This is a genomic window from Actinomadura bangladeshensis (genome assembly GCF_004348335.1).
GTDB classification, from domain to species: domain Bacteria; phylum Actinomycetota; class Actinomycetes; order Streptosporangiales; family Streptosporangiaceae; genus Spirillospora; species Spirillospora bangladeshensis.
Window position 1 is genome coordinate 1 of sequence record NZ_SMJW01000077.1, and the last position, 15,764, is coordinate 15,764.

13 protein-coding genes are annotated in these 15,764 nt (G+C 73.0%); 7 read left to right on the forward strand and 6 right to left on the reverse strand.

Annotation, left to right across the window (positions count from 1 at the left end; all coding sequences use genetic code 11):
• Positions 1-111: 111 nt before the first annotated feature.
• Positions 112-819 (reverse strand): hypothetical protein, encoded by a 708-nt coding sequence (locus E1284_RS16995; protein ID WP_207923796.1) that lies wholly within the window; start codon positions 817-819, stop codon positions 112-114.
• A gap of 246 nt (positions 820-1,065) precedes the next feature.
• Between E1284_RS16995 and E1284_RS17000 the strand changes: the two genes are divergently transcribed.
• Both E1284_RS17000 and E1284_RS17005 read left to right on the forward strand, forming a co-directional pair.
• Positions 1,066-1,566 carry a hypothetical protein gene (locus E1284_RS17000; RefSeq protein ID WP_207923797.1) on the forward strand — a complete coding sequence of 167 codons (501 nt, stop codon included), beginning with the start codon at positions 1,066-1,068 and terminating at the stop codon, positions 1,564-1,566.
• Positions 1,567-1,929: 363 nt separating this feature from the next.
• Complete coding sequence (locus E1284_RS17005) at positions 1,930-2,109, forward strand: hypothetical protein (protein ID WP_131940069.1); 180 nt, start codon at positions 1,930-1,932, stop codon at positions 2,107-2,109.
• A gap of 7 nt (positions 2,110-2,116) precedes the next feature.
• Here the strand turns inward: E1284_RS17005 and E1284_RS17010 are convergent, their stop codons facing one another.
• The 5 genes from E1284_RS17010 to aceA all read right to left on the reverse strand — a co-directional run bounded on the left by E1284_RS17010 (position 2,117) and on the right by aceA (position 7,837).
• The gene (locus tag E1284_RS17010; RefSeq protein WP_243714537.1) at positions 2,117-3,109 is read right to left on the reverse strand and encodes an ABC transporter ATP-binding protein; all 993 of its coding nucleotides are present in this window, start codon (positions 3,107-3,109) and stop codon (positions 2,117-2,119) included.
• Positions 3,109-3,939 carry an ABC transporter permease gene (locus E1284_RS17015; RefSeq protein WP_341770399.1) on the reverse strand — a complete coding sequence of 277 codons (831 nt, stop codon included), beginning with the start codon at positions 3,937-3,939 and terminating at the stop codon, positions 3,109-3,111. The genes E1284_RS17010 and E1284_RS17015 overlap by 1 nt, the downstream gene beginning before the upstream one ends.
• Positions 3,932-4,720: an ABC transporter permease gene (locus E1284_RS17020; RefSeq protein WP_131940070.1), complete on the reverse strand. Its 789-nt coding sequence runs from the start codon at positions 4,718-4,720 to the stop codon at positions 3,932-3,934. The genes E1284_RS17015 and E1284_RS17020 overlap by 8 nt, the downstream gene beginning before the upstream one ends.
• A gap of 104 nt (positions 4,721-4,824) precedes the next feature.
• Entirely contained in the window at positions 4,825-6,339 is a 1,515-nt protein-coding gene (locus tag E1284_RS17025) for a M1 family metallopeptidase (protein ID WP_131940071.1), read from the reverse strand.
• Between the two features lie 214 nt (positions 6,340-6,553).
• Positions 6,554-7,837: an isocitrate lyase gene (gene aceA, locus E1284_RS17030; protein ID WP_131940072.1), complete on the reverse strand. Its 1,284-nt coding sequence runs from the start codon at positions 7,835-7,837 to the stop codon at positions 6,554-6,556.
• Between the two features lie 149 nt (positions 7,838-7,986).
• Between aceA and E1284_RS17035 the strand changes: the two genes are divergently transcribed.
• The 5 genes from E1284_RS17035 (at position 7,987) to E1284_RS17055 (ending at position 15,755) form a co-directional block, all read left to right on the forward strand.
• A complete protein-coding gene (locus tag E1284_RS17035) occupies positions 7,987-9,423 on the forward strand; it encodes a helix-turn-helix domain-containing protein (protein WP_131940073.1) in 1,437 nt (478 codons plus the stop codon).
• Between the two features lie 140 nt (positions 9,424-9,563).
• Positions 9,564-10,547: a glucosyl-3-phosphoglycerate synthase gene (locus E1284_RS17040; protein WP_207923798.1), complete on the forward strand. Its 984-nt coding sequence runs from the start codon at positions 9,564-9,566 to the stop codon at positions 10,545-10,547.
• Positions 10,548-10,648: 101 nt separating this feature from the next.
• Positions 10,649-11,878 (forward strand): acyl-CoA dehydrogenase family protein, encoded by a 1,230-nt coding sequence (locus tag E1284_RS17045; protein WP_131940075.1) that lies wholly within the window; start codon positions 10,649-10,651, stop codon positions 11,876-11,878.
• Positions 11,879-12,139: 261 nt separating this feature from the next.
• Positions 12,140-15,037, forward strand: a complete 2,898-nt coding sequence (locus E1284_RS17050; protein WP_131940076.1) for a M36 family metallopeptidase — start codon at positions 12,140-12,142, stop codon at positions 15,035-15,037.
• Positions 15,038-15,098: 61 nt separating this feature from the next.
• Complete coding sequence (locus E1284_RS17055) at positions 15,099-15,755, forward strand: TetR family transcriptional regulator (RefSeq protein WP_131940077.1); 657 nt, start codon at positions 15,099-15,101, stop codon at positions 15,753-15,755.
• Positions 15,756-15,764 lie beyond the last annotated feature (9 nt).

Below are 15,764 nucleotides of genomic sequence, written 5' to 3' on the forward strand. Positions count from 1 at the left end.
GGGCCGGGCCCGTCCATCGCGGGGGGCTCGGGCGCGCGACCGGCGACGCGGGTGTCGCCGGGCACGCCGGGCCCCGGGACCCGCTCATCGTGCCGCCTGTGCTCCATGGGGTCAGCTCCTCCGGGTCTCGGCGGACGGCGTCTGCGCGGGGGGCGCCTCGGCGGCCCGGCCCGCGGCGGGCCCGGCGGCCGGACCGGCGGCGGGCTCGGCGGCGGGCTCGGCGGCGGGCCCGGTGGCGGGCTCGGCGGCCGGGCCGTCCGCGGCGTGCCGGCCGTGCCGCTCCCGGCCGGGGGCGGCCAGCAGCTCTTCGAACAGGGCGCGGTAGTGCACCATGGCCTGCCGCAGGTCCTCCGTGGACGCCTCCTGGGACGCGGCCCGCCCGCTGATCGCGTGGGCGCGCCGGTAGTGCTCCATCGTCCGTCCGTGCTCCACCGACAGGTGGGCGACCTTGTCCTCGAACCCGTGCGTCGGGTAGCCGCGCTCGCCCATCACCACCGTGACGAGGCCGTCGGCCTGCTCGACCGCCGCCTCCGGGGTGTCGACGAAGCGCTCCTGGACCCGGACCCACTGGTCGTGGTACTCCTCGCGCCGCCGCGGGTCGAGCTCCCGCAGCTCCAGCTCCTCGTGGCGCTGCTCCCGGGAGCGCAGCTCCCGCTCGGCGGCGGCGCGGCCGCCCTCGTCCCGCAGGACCCGGTCGTACTCCGGGCCGAACCGCCGCTTGAGCCGCTGCGTCCGCGACCTGGTCCGTGCCAGGTGCACGGCCGCGACGACCACGGCGACGACGACTACGGCGATGACGACCCATATCGCGGTCGACATTGTCTCCTCCAACGTGCGTCGGATCGAATGAGACGCCGATGCCCGGTCAATGGCGTTCAAAACGAACCACCATGAAACGGTCAGCCGCCGGGAGGGTGCGGAACGCCCGGCGGAACCCCGCCGAGGCCGGAGCCGGCGGGCATTGGGACGGATTTACTGCGCTATAGCCGATTGGCGTGTTGTCATTGGGGCGCCACGGAACCATGTGCGCCCGGCGGCGGGCGCGCGCGAAGGGTGTGATGCGCGGTGCGCCATGCGTTCGGCTTCGTCCTCGGCGTCCTGCTGACACCCGCGCTGCTCTACGGCGCCGCCTGGGGCTACGTCCAGGCCGGGCAGTCCTTCGACGGCACCGGGCAGGAGATCACCGACCGCACCCGCATCTACGGCGCCTTCGCCCTGCTCGCGGCCGTGGGCCTGGTGACGGGCGTGGTCATCGTCGCGCGCTGGGCGTCGCCGCTGGTCTCGCTGGTGCCCGCGCTCGCCCTGCTCGGCCTCACCGCCTGGTTCCTGGTCGAGCCGGGCCGCGTCCTCGACCTGCCCGGCAGGGTGCCGCCCGGCGGCGACATGGACTCCGGGCTGCGGATGCTGCTCGGCTCCGGCCTGTACGCGATGATGGGCCTCGCGCTGCTGATGCCGAGCTGGGCGCCGCGCCGCTGGAGCTCCCACCGCGACGACGACGACACCGACATGGACTTCTACTCCGCCATGGACCGCGACGACCGGCACGCCGACCGGCGGATGCGCTGACGGACCCGCGCAGGCCCGGATCCCGGCGCCGGCTCAGGACTGCTTCGCCTTGGTCGCGAACCGGGTCGTGCAGGTCTTCGACAGGTCGATCTGGTCCTTCTCCTCGCCCACCTCGGGGGAGAACTGCGCCGGCACCTTCAGGAGGCCGCCGGCGGCCCGCCCGCGTCGAGGTCGAGCTGCTCGGCGACGGCCGCGCCCTGCACGTCACCGGCGCCGTCCGGGAGGCGCTGCGCGGCGGCGCCTGCACTACCTGGTCAAGCCGTTTACCCCGCCGCGCTGAACGCGCGGCTCACCGCCTACGCCCGCTACCGGGAGGCGCTGTCCGGCGAGCACGAGCTGTCGCAGGCCGCGCTGGACGGCGCGGTGCGCGCCCTGTACGCGCCGCTGCACGGCCGGCCGCCCCCGCCGAAGGGGCCGCCCCCGCCGAAGGGGCAGTCCCCGGTGACGACGCGGCTGGTCGGCGACGCGCTGCGGCGCGCGGACGCGCCCCGCTCCGCCGCGCTACCTGGCCGCGCTCGCCCGGGCGGGTCGGGGTGGTGGTGACGCTGCGCTACGGCGCGACCGGCTGCCCCGAGCACCGGTACGCGTGGTCGCCCCGGTAGAGCCCGGCGAGGACGTCCTCGATCCCCGACTCCCGCAGCGCGATGTCGCGGACGTCGTGGACCCGCGCCAGCTCGGCGATGACCGCGGCCGCGTTCGCCGAGCGCGGCAGCCGCAGCCACTGCCGCGGCCCCTCCACCCGCTCGGCCTCGATGCCGTCCAGCACGATCGGGGGGCCCGGCCGGGCCAGCTCCACGACGAGCAGCCGGTCGGCGTCCACGGTGCGGCGCAGCTCGTCCAGCCCCCCGTCGAAGGCGAGCCGCCCGTGGTCGATGATCATGACGCGGCGGCAGAGCCGCTCGATGTCGCCGAGGTCGTGCGTCGTCAGCAGGACCGTCGTGCCGCGCTCGGCGTTGATGCGCGCCAGGAAGTCGCGGACCGTCGCCTTGCTGACCACGTCCAGGCCGATCGTCGGTTCGTCCAGCACGAGCAGCTCCGGGTCGTGCAGCAGCGCGGCGGCGAGGTCGCCGCGCATCCGCTGGCCGAGGCTGAGCTGCCGGACCGGGGTGTCGAGGAACGGCGCGAGCTCCAGCAGCGCGGTCAGCTCGGCGAGCCGCGTCCGGTGCGCCGCCGCCTCCACCCGGTACAGCCGCCGGACGAGGGCCAGGCTGTCGCGCAGCGGCAGGTCCCACCAGAGCGTCGTCCGCTGCCCGAACACGACGCCGAGCCGGCGCGCGAGCACGGTGCGCCGCCGCGACGGGTCCAGCCCGCAGACCCGCAGGGTGCCGGACGACGCGGTGAGGATCCCCGTCAGCATCTTGATCGTCGTGGACTTCCCGGCCCCGTTCGGGCCGAGGTAGCCGACGAACTCGCCCGGCTCCACGGTGAACGACACGCCGTCCACCGCGCGCACGGCCGTGCGGGTCCGCCGCAGGCCGCCCGAGCGCGCCCGGACGGTGAACGACTTGACGATGTCCTCGGCCTCGATCATCGGCACCGGCATCAGCTCCCTGTCGAACGGTAGTGCCGCAGCCCCGCCCGCCACGCCACCGCGCCCAGCCCGCACACCAGCACCGCGACGGCCGGCGAGGCGAACCGGGCGGCGTCCGGCAGCCCGAGCGGGTCGGGGCGGTCCAGGACGTACAGCGCCGGCATCCAGTTGACGAACGCCAGCGGCACGATGAACGTCACCCCGCGCACGAAGTCGCGGGCGAACATGGTCATCGGGTACTGCGTGAGGAACGCGCCCCCGTACGTCACCGACTTGCTCGCCCCGTGGCTGTCGATCAGCACGAACTGCACGGCGCCGGTCAGCACCCACAGCCCGGCGAAGATCGCCGTCCCGGACAGCACCATGGCGGGGACCGCCGCCACCCGGCCCGGCGTCCAGGCCACGTCGGCCTCCGCGAGCGCGTACGCCAGGACGAGCACGGCCGGGACGAGCTTGCCGAAGCGCCGCGGCGAGAACTCCTCCGTCGCGATCTGCACGAGCGGGCTCACCGGCCGCACCAGCATCGCGTCCAGCGTCCCGTGCCGCACGTGGTGCCCGAGCCGCTCGGTCGTGCCGAGCAGGATGTCGGAGACGCCGAACGCCAGCGCGGACGTCCCGTACAGGAACAGGACCTCCGGCGCCGCGAAACCCGCGATGCGGGGGGCGTGCGCGAACAGCAGCAGGATCGCGGCGGCGTCCAGCCCGGTGACGACGGCGGTCGTCAGCGCCAGCAGCACCATCGACACCGGGTACTGCGCCGCCGCGCGGATCCACGTCCAGGTGAGCAGCCCGTACATCCGGACCGTGCCGGTCGCCCAGGGGGCGGCCCCAGGGTCAGCCACCGTGCACCACCAGCTTCCGCCGCGCGGCCCGCGTCAGCAGCGCCCCGGCGCCGAGCAGCGCGGCGGCCCACGCGGCCTGGAAGGCCAGCGCGCCGAGGATGCCGGCGCCGGTGTGCCGGCCGAGGAACACGTCCGCCGGCACCTGGATCTGCGCCGCCCACGGCAGCGCCAGCGCGGCGTCGCCGAGCCGGCCCGGGAAGACCACCAGCGGCAGGATCATCCCGGAGAAGAACAGCGACATCACGAGCGTGACGGCCTGCAGGCCGCGGTCGTCGTGCAGCCAGAACATCCCGAGGGCCACCAGGTAGCGCAGCCCGAAGCCGACCGTCACCGCGAGCACGACCGCGACCGCGAACGCGGCGAGGTTCGCGGGGGCGGGCGCGCGGAACGGGAAGACCAGCGCGCCCGCCAGCAGCGGCGGGGCGGACCGCAGCAGCAGCGAGCCGGCCGCGCGGCCGAGGTCGTCGGCGAGCCACCAGCCCTGCAGCCCGGCCGGCCGGTGGAGGTCGATCGCGACGTCGCCGTTGCGGATGCGCTCGGTGAGGTCCATCCCGCCGAAGATCTGCACCGGCCCGATCAGCGCCTGGGTGATGAAGCAGAAGGTGACGGCGTCGGCCGCGTCGTACCCGCCGAGGGACGGCCGCACCGCCCACAGGGCCAGCAGGACGTAGGCGCGCATGAACCCGAAGACGGTGTTGGTCAGCGACTCGGTCAGCGAGCCGAGCGGATACGCGGTGTGCCGCCGGAAGCCGTACCACCACACCCACGGAAGGACCCCCACTTACCGGAAGCCTAGAGAGCCGGACGGCCTCCCACCACGTAATCCGACACAGAACAGGGCCCCGGCGGGTCTCGCCGGGGCCCTGGTTCCGCGTGCCCGGGACGCTAGGGGAGCGGGGGCTTGATGGGGGAGTAGAGCCAGTCCTTGAAGAACCCGCTCAGGTCCCGGCCGGAGATCTGCTGCGCCAGCGACGTGAACTGCGCGGTGTTGCCGTTGCGGTACTTGTGGCGGGCGAACCAGGTCCGCAGCAGGGTGAAGAACGTCTCGTCGCCGACCTTCTCCCGGAGGAACTGCAGCATCATGCCGCCGCCGTTGTAGACGCGGTCGTTGAACATGGTGTCGCGCTGCGGGTCGGCGGTCAGCACCGACCAGAACGGGCGCCCCTCGCGGTCGGGGAACGGGCGGGCGGCGTAGGTGGCGCGGGCCGCGTCGTGGACGGTCCGGCCGCCGTTGACCTCGGTGTAGTACCAGGCGGCCCAGGTCGCGAAGCTCTCGTTCAGCCAGACGTCCTTCCAGCGCTCCGGCGAGACCGCGTCGCCGAACCACTGGTGCGCCAGCTCGTGCGCGATGGTGCCCGTGCTGCGGACCGCCGAGTAGACCGGCTTGCTCTGCGTCTCCAGCGAGAACCCGAGCGGCTGCCCGTTGTAGCGGGCGTCGTCGGCGATCGCGCCGGTGCCGCCGAACGGGTACTGCCCGAACGTCCTGGACCAGAGGTCGGTGACCTCGCTGGTGGTGCCGTAGAAGAAGTCCACCGCGTCCGGCTGCGTCTGGAGCAGGACGGGGTCGACCGCCGTGTAGTTGGGGACGCCGCCGGGCGTGCGGCCCTGCTTCACGTCCCACTTGCCGATGTCGATCGTGGTGAGGTAGCTCGCCATCGGGCTGTCCTCGCGCCAGCGGTACACCTCGGCGCGGGCGCGCCCGTCGCGGCGGCTGAACGAGGCGACGGCGGAGCGGTGGCCCATGGGCCGCCCGTTGGCGACGGCGGTCAGGCCCTCCGGGACGGTGATCGTGTAATCGTAGGTCGCCTTGTCGCTCGGGTGGTCGTTGACCGGGAACCAGGTGCGGGCGCCGTTCGGCTCGCCGCCGACGAAGGCGCCGTCCGGCGTGTGCAGGAACCCGTAGGGGGAGCCGAACACGATCGGGGAGCCCACGATGGTCTGCGGCACGCCGCCGTACTCGACGACCGTCCGGAACACCGAGCCCTTCCGCAGGCCCCGCGCCGGCGTGATGATCAGCTCCTGGCCCCGGCGGGTGTAGCGGGCGGCGCGCCGGTCGACCCAGATCCGCTCCACGTCCATGCCGGACAGGTCCAGGTCGAACCGCGACAGGTTCTGCGTGGCCCGCGCGGTGATGGTCACGGTGCCGTCGAGCTGGTCGTAGTCGGGGTCGTAGCCGAGGTCGAGCGAGTAGTGCCGGACGTCGTAGCCGCCGTTGCCCTCCAGCGGGAAGTAGGGGTCGCCCACTCCGGAGGCGCCGGGGGTGAAGCGCCCGTGGCCGTGTCCGTGCCCGTCCGCGCTCGCGGCGGGCGCGAACGCGACGACGCTCACGGCGGCGACGGCGATCGGGAGCATCCGGCCGGGGATCGCCCGGGACCGGATGGACCGGGGGTGACGCGCCATCAGGGATCCTCTCTCCGAGATGATCAAGTAGCGCGCTCACGATGCGCCCTTTCCGGGCCGCTGTCGAGTTCTCTAGCCGCATGTGGCCGTGGCGGGGGCGGCTGGGGGCATCGCGCGGCCGGGCATGTCCGGGCATACCAGAAGGCCCCCGCGGGTGTAGGGACGCGGGGGCCTTCGGGGTCCGAGGGGGGTCAGACCGGAAGAACGGCGGGGATCAGTGGAACTGGCCCTCTTCCGTGGAGCCCTTCAGGGCCGTGGTGGACGAGTCCGGGTTGATCGCGGTGCTGACCATGTCGAAGTAGCCGGTGCCGGCCTCGCGCTGGTGCTTGACCGCGGTGAAGCCCTTCTCGGCCGCCGCGAACTCGCGCTCCTGCAGCTCGACGTAGGCCGTCATGCCGTCGCTGGCGTAGCCGTGCGCCAGGTCGAACATGCTGTAGTTCAGCGCGTGGAACCCGGCCAGCGTGATGAACTGGAACTTGAAGCCCATGTGGCCGAGTTCGCGCTGGAACTTGGCGATGGTCGCGTCGTCCAGGTGCGCCTTCCAGTTGAAGGACGGCGAGCAGTTGTAGGCCAGCATCTGGTCGGGGTACTCGGCCTTGACCGCCTCGGCGAACTTGCGGGCCTGCTCCAGGTCCGGGGTGCCGGTCTCCATCCAGATCAGGTCGGAGTACGGCGCGTAGGCCTTGGCGCGGGCGATGCAGGGCTCGATGCCGTTGCGGACCCGGTAGAAGCCCTCGGCGGTGCGCTCGCCGGTGGTGAACTCGCGGTCGCGCTCGTCCACGTCCGTCGTGATCAGGGTCGCGGCCTCGGCGTCGGTCCGCGCGATGATCAGGGAGGGAACATTGGAGATGTCCGCCGCGAGGCGGGCGGTGTTGAGGGTCTTGATGTGCTGCGAGGTCGGGATGAGGACCTTGCCGCCGAGGTGGCCGCACTTCTTCTCGGAGGCCAGCTGGTCCTCCCAGTGCACGCCCGCGGCGCCCGCGGCGATCATGCCCTTCATCAGCTCGAAGGCGTTCAGCACGCCGCCGAAGCCGGCCTCGGCGTCGGCCACGATCGGGGCGAGGAAGTGCGTGTCGCCCTCGCCCTCGGCCCACTGGACCTGGTCGGCGCGCAGCAGCGCGTTGTTGATGCGCCGCACGACGGCCGGGACCGAGTTCGCCGGGTAGATGCTCTGGTCCGGGTAGGTCTGGCCCGCCAGGTTGGCGTCCGCCGCGACCTGCCAGCCGGACAGGTAGATGGCCTTGAGGCCGGCCTTGACCTGCTGGACGGCCTGCAGCCCGGTCAGCGCGCCGAGGCTGTGGACGTAGTCCTCCTCGTGCAGGAGCTTCCACAGGCGCTCGGCGCCGAGGCGCGCGAGGGTGTGCTCCTCCTGGACCGAACCGCGGATCCGCACGACCTCCTCGGCCGTGTACGTCCGCTCGACGCCCTTCCACCGGGCGTCGGTCTCCCACTGTCGCTGCAGCTCCTCGGCTGCGCCCTTGAGGCGACTGTCGCTCATGATCTCGCCCTTCCGTGTCGTCCCCTGGGTGCTTGCAACGACTATGCCCCGGATGCAAGCCCTAAATGAACTCGTGAGTAACGAAAGAACTGCGAAATTTCCGGTAGCATGAAGCCGTGACGACCTTGCGCCAAGAAGAACCCCTCAACTTGACGAGTGACGTAGACCTCGTCACCTTCGGCCAGCGGCTCCGGCACCTGCGGCGCGGCCGCGGCCTGACGCTGTCGGAGCTCGGCGAGCGCGTCGGCCGCGCCCCCTCCCAGCTCTCCCTGCTGGAGAACGGACGGCGCGAGCCGAAGCTGTCGCTGCTCCAGGCGCTCGCCGCGGCGCTGGAGTGCCCGGTGGAGGAGCTGCTCCGGCGCCAGCCGCCGAGCCGCCGCGCCCAGCTGGAGATCCAGCTGGAGGAGGCCCAGCGCGACCCGCTGTACCGGACGCTCGGGCTGTCGCACCTCAAGGTCGGCAAGCGGATGCCCAACGAGGTCATCGAGCACATCCTCGCCCTGTACGGCGAGCTGAAACGCAGCCGTACCAAGCCGACCGCGAGCCCCGAGGAGGCGCGCAAGGCCAACGCCGAGCTGCGCCGCCAGATGCACGAGCGCGGCAACCACTTCGCCGAGATCGAGCGGGTCGCCTCGCAGACCCTCGACGCGGTCGGGTACCGGCGCGGCGCGGTGTCGCAGGGGCTGCTGATGACGCTGGTCGGCCACTTCGGCTTCAGCCTCCAGTACGTCCAGGACCTGCCGCGCTCGGTCCGGTCCGTCACCGACCTGCGCAACCGGCGGATCTACCTGGAGCGCGAGCAGCTCGGCATGCACACCCCGCGGACGATATTGCTGCAGACGCTCGGGCACATCGCGCTCGACCACGACCAGCCGCGCGACTTCGCCGACTTCCTGCGCCAGCGCGTCGAGGCCAACTACTTCGGCGCGGCGATCCTGATGCCCGAGCGCAGCGTGGTCCCGTTCCTGCAGGAGGCCAAGGCCGCGCGGGAGCTGTCCGTGGAGGACCTCGCGGACGTCTTCTCCGTCTCCTACGAGATGGCCGCGCACCGCTTCACCAACATCGCGACCCACCACCTCGGCCTGCAGCTGCACTTCACCAAGAACGACGAGAACGGCACCATCTACAAGGCGTACGCCAACGACGGCCTGGCCTTCCCCCAGGACGAGGACGGCGCGATCGAGGGCCAGCGGATGTGCCGGGAGTGGGCCGGGCGGCACGTGTTCGGCGCCGCGGACCGCTTCTCCGTCTACTACCAGTACACCGACACCCCCAAGGGGACGTACTGGTGCCTGTCGCACATCGATCCCAGCCACGAGCGCGACTTCGCGATCACGCTCGGCGTCCGGTTCGAGGACTCGCGCTGGTTCCGCGGCCGGGAGACGACCCGGCGGGTCAAGTCCGCCTGCCCCGACGGCGACTGCTGCCAGCGCCCCCCCAAGGAGCTGTCGGACCGCTGGGAGGGCATGGCGTGGCCGTCGGCGCGCGCGCACTCGCACGTGCTGTCGGTCCTGCCGCCCGGCGCGTTCCCCGGCGTGGACGACGCCGACGTGTACGAGTTCCTCGACAAGCACGCCGCCGAATGACCGGTGTGTTGCGTCCGCGTCAACTCTTCGGGTCGTCTCGCCGCCGCCCGTTCCGGCGGTGAATGATCTGGGAGGATCTGGCGTTCCCTGTAGGTGAGGGGGCGTCCCGTCCGGGACGGCCCAGAGGGGAGGGAGAGCGCGTGCTGCCCGAGGTCGCGTCGTGGTCGAGCCGCCGCACGAGCAGGGCGGAGGACTGGCCGCCGCGCCTCCTGCTCGAGGCCAAGGGCGACACCCGGATCAGCGTCGTGCTGCCCGCGCGCGACGAGGAGGCCACGGTCGGCGCGATCGTCGCGGCCGTCCGGACCGACCTGGTCGAGCGGATCCCGCTGGTCGACGAGATCCTCGTGGTCGACTCCCGCTCCGCCGACCGGACCGCCGCCGTCGCCGCCGCCGCGGGCGCCGAGGTGGTCGCGCAGGACGCCGTCCTGCCCGGCCAGGGCCGCATGTCCGGCAAGGGCGAGGCGCTGTGGAAGTCGCTGTACGCGACGTCCGGCGACCTGATCGTGTTCGTGGACGCCGACCTGCGCGAGTTCACCTCCTCCTACGTCACCGGGCTGCTCGGCCCGCTGCTGGCCGACCCCTCCGTCGGCTACGTCAAAGGCTGCTACGACCGCCCCCTGGTGGACGGCGGCCGCCGCGTCGAGGGCGGCGGCGGCCGGGTCACCGAGCTGGTCGCGCGCCCGCTGATCAACCTGCACTGGCCGCTGCTCGCCGGCGTCGTCCAGCCGCTCGGCGGCGAGTACGCGGGGCGGCGCGCGCTGCTGGAGCGGCTCCCGTTCGTCACCGGCTACGGCGTGGAGCTCGGCCTGCTGCTGGACGTCTACCAGGACGCGGGGCTCGACGCGATCGCGCAGGTCGACCTCGGCCGCCGGGTGCACGCGCACCAGTCCACCGAGGCGCTCGGGGCGATGTCGGGGCAGATCATGCTGACCGCCTGGTCGCGGCTGGAGCGGCACGGCCGGATGGTCCCGCTCGAGGCGCCGTCCACCGCGCTCACCCAGTTCCACCGCGCCGCGGGCGGCCACGACGCCCGCACGACCGACGTCGCCGTGGGGGAGCGGCCGCCGATGATCGAGGTGCCCGGGTACGCCGCCGCCCGCTCCTGCTCGCCGGGGCCCCGGTAGCGCCCGCGCGGGCTGTGACTCCGCGCACGGTGTTACCCACGGTAACTCTGAATGGTGCTACCGTTGGTAACAGCGATATTGGACGAGAGGGTCAATTAATCATGACGAGCACGGAGCAGACGCCGTTCTCCCTGGAGCCCAGCGAGGACGTCCGTGAGGTCAGGGACTGGGTGCACGAGTTCGCCAAGGACGTGATCCGTCCCGCGGCCGAGGAGTGGGACGAGCGCGAGGAGACGCCCTGGCCGCTGATCCAGGAGGCGTCCAAGGTCGGTATCTACTCGCTCGACTTCTTCGCCACCCAGTGGCTGGAGCCGACCGGCCTCGGCATCCCGGTGGCGTTCGAGGAGCTGTTCTGGGGCGATGCGGGCATCGCGCTGTCCATCGTCGGCACCGGCCTCGCCGCCGCGTCCGTCGCGGCCGTCGGCACTCCCGAGCAGACCGCCGAGTGGGTGCCGCAGATGTTCGGCTCCGCCGACGACATCAAGCTCGGCGCCTTCTGCGCCTCCGAGCCGGACGCCGGCAGCGACGTCGGCTCGATCCGCACCCGCGCCGTCTTCGACGAGGCCAAGGACGAGTGGGTGCTGAACGGCACCAAGACCTGGGCGACCAACGGCGGCATCGCCGACGTCCACGTGGTGGTGGCCTCGGTGTACCCCGAGCTGGGCAGCCGCGGCCAGGCGAGCTTCATCGTCCCGCCGAACACCCCCGGCCTGAAGCAGGGCCAGAAGTTCAAGAAGCACGGCATCCGCGCCTCCCACACCGCCGAGGTGGTCCTCGACGACGTGCGCGTCCCGTCGCACCTGATCGTCGGCGGCAAGGACAGGTTCGACGAGCGCATCGCGCGCACCCGCGAGGGCAAGAGCTCCAAGGGCCAGGCCGCGCTGAAGACGTTCGAGACGACCCGCCCGTCGGTCGGCGCGATGGCGCTCGGCGTCGGCCGCGCCGCCTACGACTACGCTCTGGAGTACGCGCGCGAGCGCGAGCAGTTCGGCAAGAAGATCGGCGACTTCCAGGCCATCGCCTTCAAGCTCGCCGACATGAAGACCCGCCTGGACGCCGCGCGCCTCATGGTGTGGCGCGCCGCGTGGATGGCCCGCACCGGCAAGGACTTCGCCAACGCCGAGGGCTCGATGGCCAAGCTGATGGCCAGCGAGATGTCGGTGTACGTCACCGAGGAGGCCATCCAGATCCTCGGCGGCAACGGCTACACCCGCGAGTACCCGGTCGAGCGCATGCACCGCGACTCCAAGATATTCACGATCTTCGAGGGGACGTCGGAGATCCAGCGCCTCGTCATCGGCCGCACCGTCACCGGCCTGCCCGTCCGCTGACGTCCCGGCGCGGGCGGGTGGCCGACGGCGGCCACCCGCCCGCGGGGGCCCGGAGTCGCCGACGCGGGGCCGATTCCGGGCCGCGGGGCACTCGGCCCATGGATGCCGGGCGCTGTCAAGACGAAGACCGCCCGGCATCTGCATGTCCGAAACGTTGTAACTCGCCCTAGTTGTACTTCTGGTGCGCTGCTTGTCTCAGGTTCGGCCGGTTGATCATCCGGCCGAACCGAGACCGGGCCATCCGCCCGCCTCCAGGAGGCAATGGTGCCCAGGACACGCTGGATCACCCTGACCGCGCTGGCGGCCACGGGAACGCTCCTCACAGCCGGCCTCGCGGTCCCCGGACGGGCCGCACCCCCGCCCCCGCGCTCCCAGCCGCCCGGCGATCGTCCGGAACTGCCCGACAAGGACGCCCGGACCGGCCGGCTGGCTCCCACCGGCCGGCAGGAGGGCGCCGCCCGCGGCGTGACCGTGCGGTGGAACAAGCTCGGCACGCCCGCGACGGTGATCGGCGCCGAACCCCTCGCGGGCGGACTGCCCGGCGATCCGGAGAAGGCCGCGCGCGCCTACCTCGCCGGCCACCGGGACCTGTTCGGCCTGGACGCCGCCGCCGTGGGCGCCCTGGAGAAGGTCGCGGTCAACCCCATCGGCAAGGGCGCCGCGGTGCTGCTGCGCCAGCGCTTCGGCGACCTGCCCGCCGGCTACGACGGCCTCGTCGCGGTCGGCGTCAGCGAGGGCGAGGTCGTCTCGGTCACCTCCACCCTCGCCCGTGACGGCGCGGCGCCCGCACCGGCCACGCTCTCCCAGGAGGACGCGGTGGCCGCGGCCGGACGGGACGCGGGCATCACCGTCTCGGACGGCACGACGCGGAAGGCGCGGCTCGTGGCCGTCCCCACCGCGCAGGGCGTCCGCAGCGCCTACCAGGTCACGCTGATCGACGGGGCCGGGAGCGAGCCGAAGGCCGTCACGTCCTACGTGGACGCGCGCACCGGGTCGGTGCTGGTGCGGGAGAACCTCGTCGACCACGACAGCGACAATCCGCGCTGGGCGGTGTTCCCGGCGACCCCGTCCGGCGACTACTCCTCCCGCGACACCCGGCGGACGTGGTGCTTCGCCCCCGCGCGGGGCTGCGAGAACACCGTCGGCGGTGACCCGTCCTCGGGACGGCCGTGGGACGTCGACCCGGCGACCGGCGCCTCCACCATGACCAGCCTCGGCAATTCGGCGCACACCTACGAGAACCGTGCGAACGGCGACCCGTTCTCCGTCGGCACCCGCACCAGCGCGCCCAAGGCGGACCGGAACTACGCCTACCGCTGGGCGAACCAGTGGTACGAGAGCAAGTGCGACCCGGCGTCGATGGACAGCCCGCAGGAGGCCGACGTCGAGGCGGCCATCTCCAACCTGTTCGTCCAGCACAACCGCATGCACGACTGGTCCTACCGGCTCGGCTTCACCGAGTCGGCGTGGAACATGCAGGCCGACAACGGCGGCCGCGGCGGGCTCGGCGGCGACCCCGAGCAGGGCAACGCGCAGGCCGGGGCGAGGATCGCCAGCGTCCGCGACAACGCCAACCAGATCACCCCGCCCGACGGCACGCCCGCCATCAGCAACATGTACCTGTGGCAGCCGGTCGCGGGCGCGTTCTACCCGCCGTGCGTCGACGGCGACTTCGACATGAGCGTCATCGGGCACGAGTACTCGCACGCCATATCCGGCCGCATGATCGCCGGGCCGGACGCCGGGTGGAGCGGGCCGCAGGCCGGGGCCATGAACGAGAGCACCTCCGACCTGTTCGCGATGGAGTACCTCAACGAGTACGGGTTCCGCGCCCCCGGCCGGACGCCGTACGTCACCGGCGCCTACGTCACCGGTGAGCCGAAGTCCGGGATCCGCAACTACGACATGAGCCGGAGCCCGCTGAACTACAGCGACCTCGGGTACGACCTGGTCGGCACGCAGGTCCACGCCGACGGCGAGATCTGGACCGCCACCCAGTTCGACGTCCGGCAGGCGTTCGTGGAGCGGTACGGCGCGGGGAGCGCGTCCCTGCAGCGCAGGTGCGCGGACGGGAAGGTGCCGGTCGACAAGTGCCCCGGCAACCGGCGCTGGGCGCAGCTGTCGTTCGACGCGCTGCTGCTCATGGCGTCCGGGGCGGTCAGCTACGTCGACCACCGCAACGCCCTGCTCGCCGCCGACACCATCCGCTTCGGCGGCCGGGACCACGCCATGATGTGGAAGGTCTTCGCCCAGCACGGCCTGGGGGAGGACGCTGCCAGCAGCGGGCCCGCCGACGCCGACGCGCGGCCGAGCTTCGCGTCCCCGATGTCGCGCGACGCCCGCGTGACCCTGAAGCCGGCCGGTGCCGCGAAGGGCGGCAAGGTGCGGCTCTACGCCGGCGACTACGAGGCCCGGGCCGTCCCGGTGGCCGACACCGACCCGGCGACCCCGCTCGGCGACACGGTCGCGATGACGCCCGGCCGCTACTCCTTCGTCGCGGTCGGCGAGGGGTTCGGGCACAAGCGGTTCACCGCGACGATCGGCTCGCACGCACGGACGCTGGCGGTCGCGATGTCCCGCAACGAGGCGGCGGCCGCCAACGGCGCGACCGCAACGGGCGACGGAGCGTCCCAGCCGGCGCTGCTGGACGAGACCGAGGCGACCAACTGGCAGTCGGTACAGGCCCCGGTGGCCGGTCGCCAGGTGACCGTCGACCTGGCGGGCGACCGCCCGGTCAGGGTCGGCCGGGTGCAGGTGAGCGCGATGCTGCGGCCGTCGGCGGCCGGCGACCCGGAGGGCGCGGGCTCGGCGCAGAACCGGTTCACGGCGCTGCGCGCGTTCCGGCTGCTGGCCTGCGACGCCACCAGGGCCGACTGCTCGCGGGACGCCGGGTACCGCACCGTCTACACCAGCCGGCCCGACGCCTTCCCGGCGGACCGGCCGCGCCCGACGGCGCCCGACCTGATCCTGCGGTCGTTCGGCCTGCGGGACGTCACGGCGACCCACCTGCGGCTGCAGGTGGTCTCCAGCCAGTGCACCGGCGCGCCGGAGTACGCGGGCGAGCAGGACGACGACCCGCGCTCGGCCACCGACTGCGGCACCGCGAGCCCGCTGGCCGGCGTCGTCCGGGCGGCCGAGCTCCAGGCGTTCGCCAGGTAGCCGTGCGCCGCCCGGGCAGGGCGGTGTTGTCGCGGGGTAACACCCCCGATACCGTTCTGTCATGACGAACACGGCGGGCAGGCCGGGGTCCGGACCGCGCCGCGACCCCGGCCGTCGCCGTGCCCTGCTGGAGGCCGCCGACCGGGTCATCCAGCGGGAGGGCCCGGAGGCGTCCATGGCCGCGATCGCCGCCGAGGCGGAGATCAGCAAGCCGATCCTGTACCGCCACTTCGGCGACAAGAGCGGCCTCTACCAGGCCCTCGCCGAGCGGCACACGCGCAAGCTGATCGAGGGCATCCGGGAGGAGTTCTCCCGCGGCGACGAGCCGGTCCGCGACCGCACCCGCTCCACCATCGACACCTACCTGGCGACGATCTCCAAGAACCTCAACCTGTACCGGTTCCTGATGCACCGGGCGAGCGCCGAGGACACGGCCACGCACAGCGCGATGAGCACGATGATCCGCGACGTGAGCCGGGAACTGGCCGAGGTGATGATCGCCGAGGGCGAGATGGCGGACCGCACCCGCGCCTACGTGTGGGGCCACGCGATCGTCGGCATGGTGCAGACCGCCGGCGACTGGTGGCTCGACCACGCGGCGGAGGTGCCGCGCGAGGCCGTCGTGGACGGGCTCGTCGACCTGGTCCTCGGGGGGCTGCCGGCCGCCGCGTCCGGCCTGCGCGGACCGCGGCCGCCCGGCGGCCCGGCCGCCGGCTGAGCGGGCGGC

Excerpts from the sequence above, each read along its gene's own strand:
- E1284_RS16995 (WP_207923796.1), bottom strand. The coding sequence starts at position 819 with ATGTCGACCGCGATATGGGTCGTCATCGCCGTAGTCGTCGTCGCCGTG.
- E1284_RS17010 (WP_243714537.1), bottom strand. The coding sequence starts at position 3,109 with ATGCCGGTGCCGATGATCGAGGCCGAGGACATCGTCAAGTCGTTCACC.
- aceA (WP_131940072.1), bottom strand. The coding sequence starts at position 7,837 with ATGAGCGACAGTCGCCTCAAGGGCGCAGCCGAGGAGCTGCAGCGACAG.
- E1284_RS17050 (WP_131940076.1), top strand. The coding sequence starts at position 12,140 with ATGGTGCCCAGGACACGCTGGATCACCCTGACCGCGCTGGCGGCCACG.
- E1284_RS17025 (WP_131940071.1), bottom strand. The coding sequence starts at position 6,339 with ATGGCGCGTCACCCCCGGTCCATCCGGTCCCGGGCGATCCCCGGCCGG.
- E1284_RS17045 (WP_131940075.1), top strand. The coding sequence starts at position 10,649 with ATGACGAGCACGGAGCAGACGCCGTTCTCCCTGGAGCCCAGCGAGGAC.
- E1284_RS17055 (WP_131940077.1), top strand. The coding sequence starts at position 15,099 with ATGACGAACACGGCGGGCAGGCCGGGGTCCGGACCGCGCCGCGACCCC.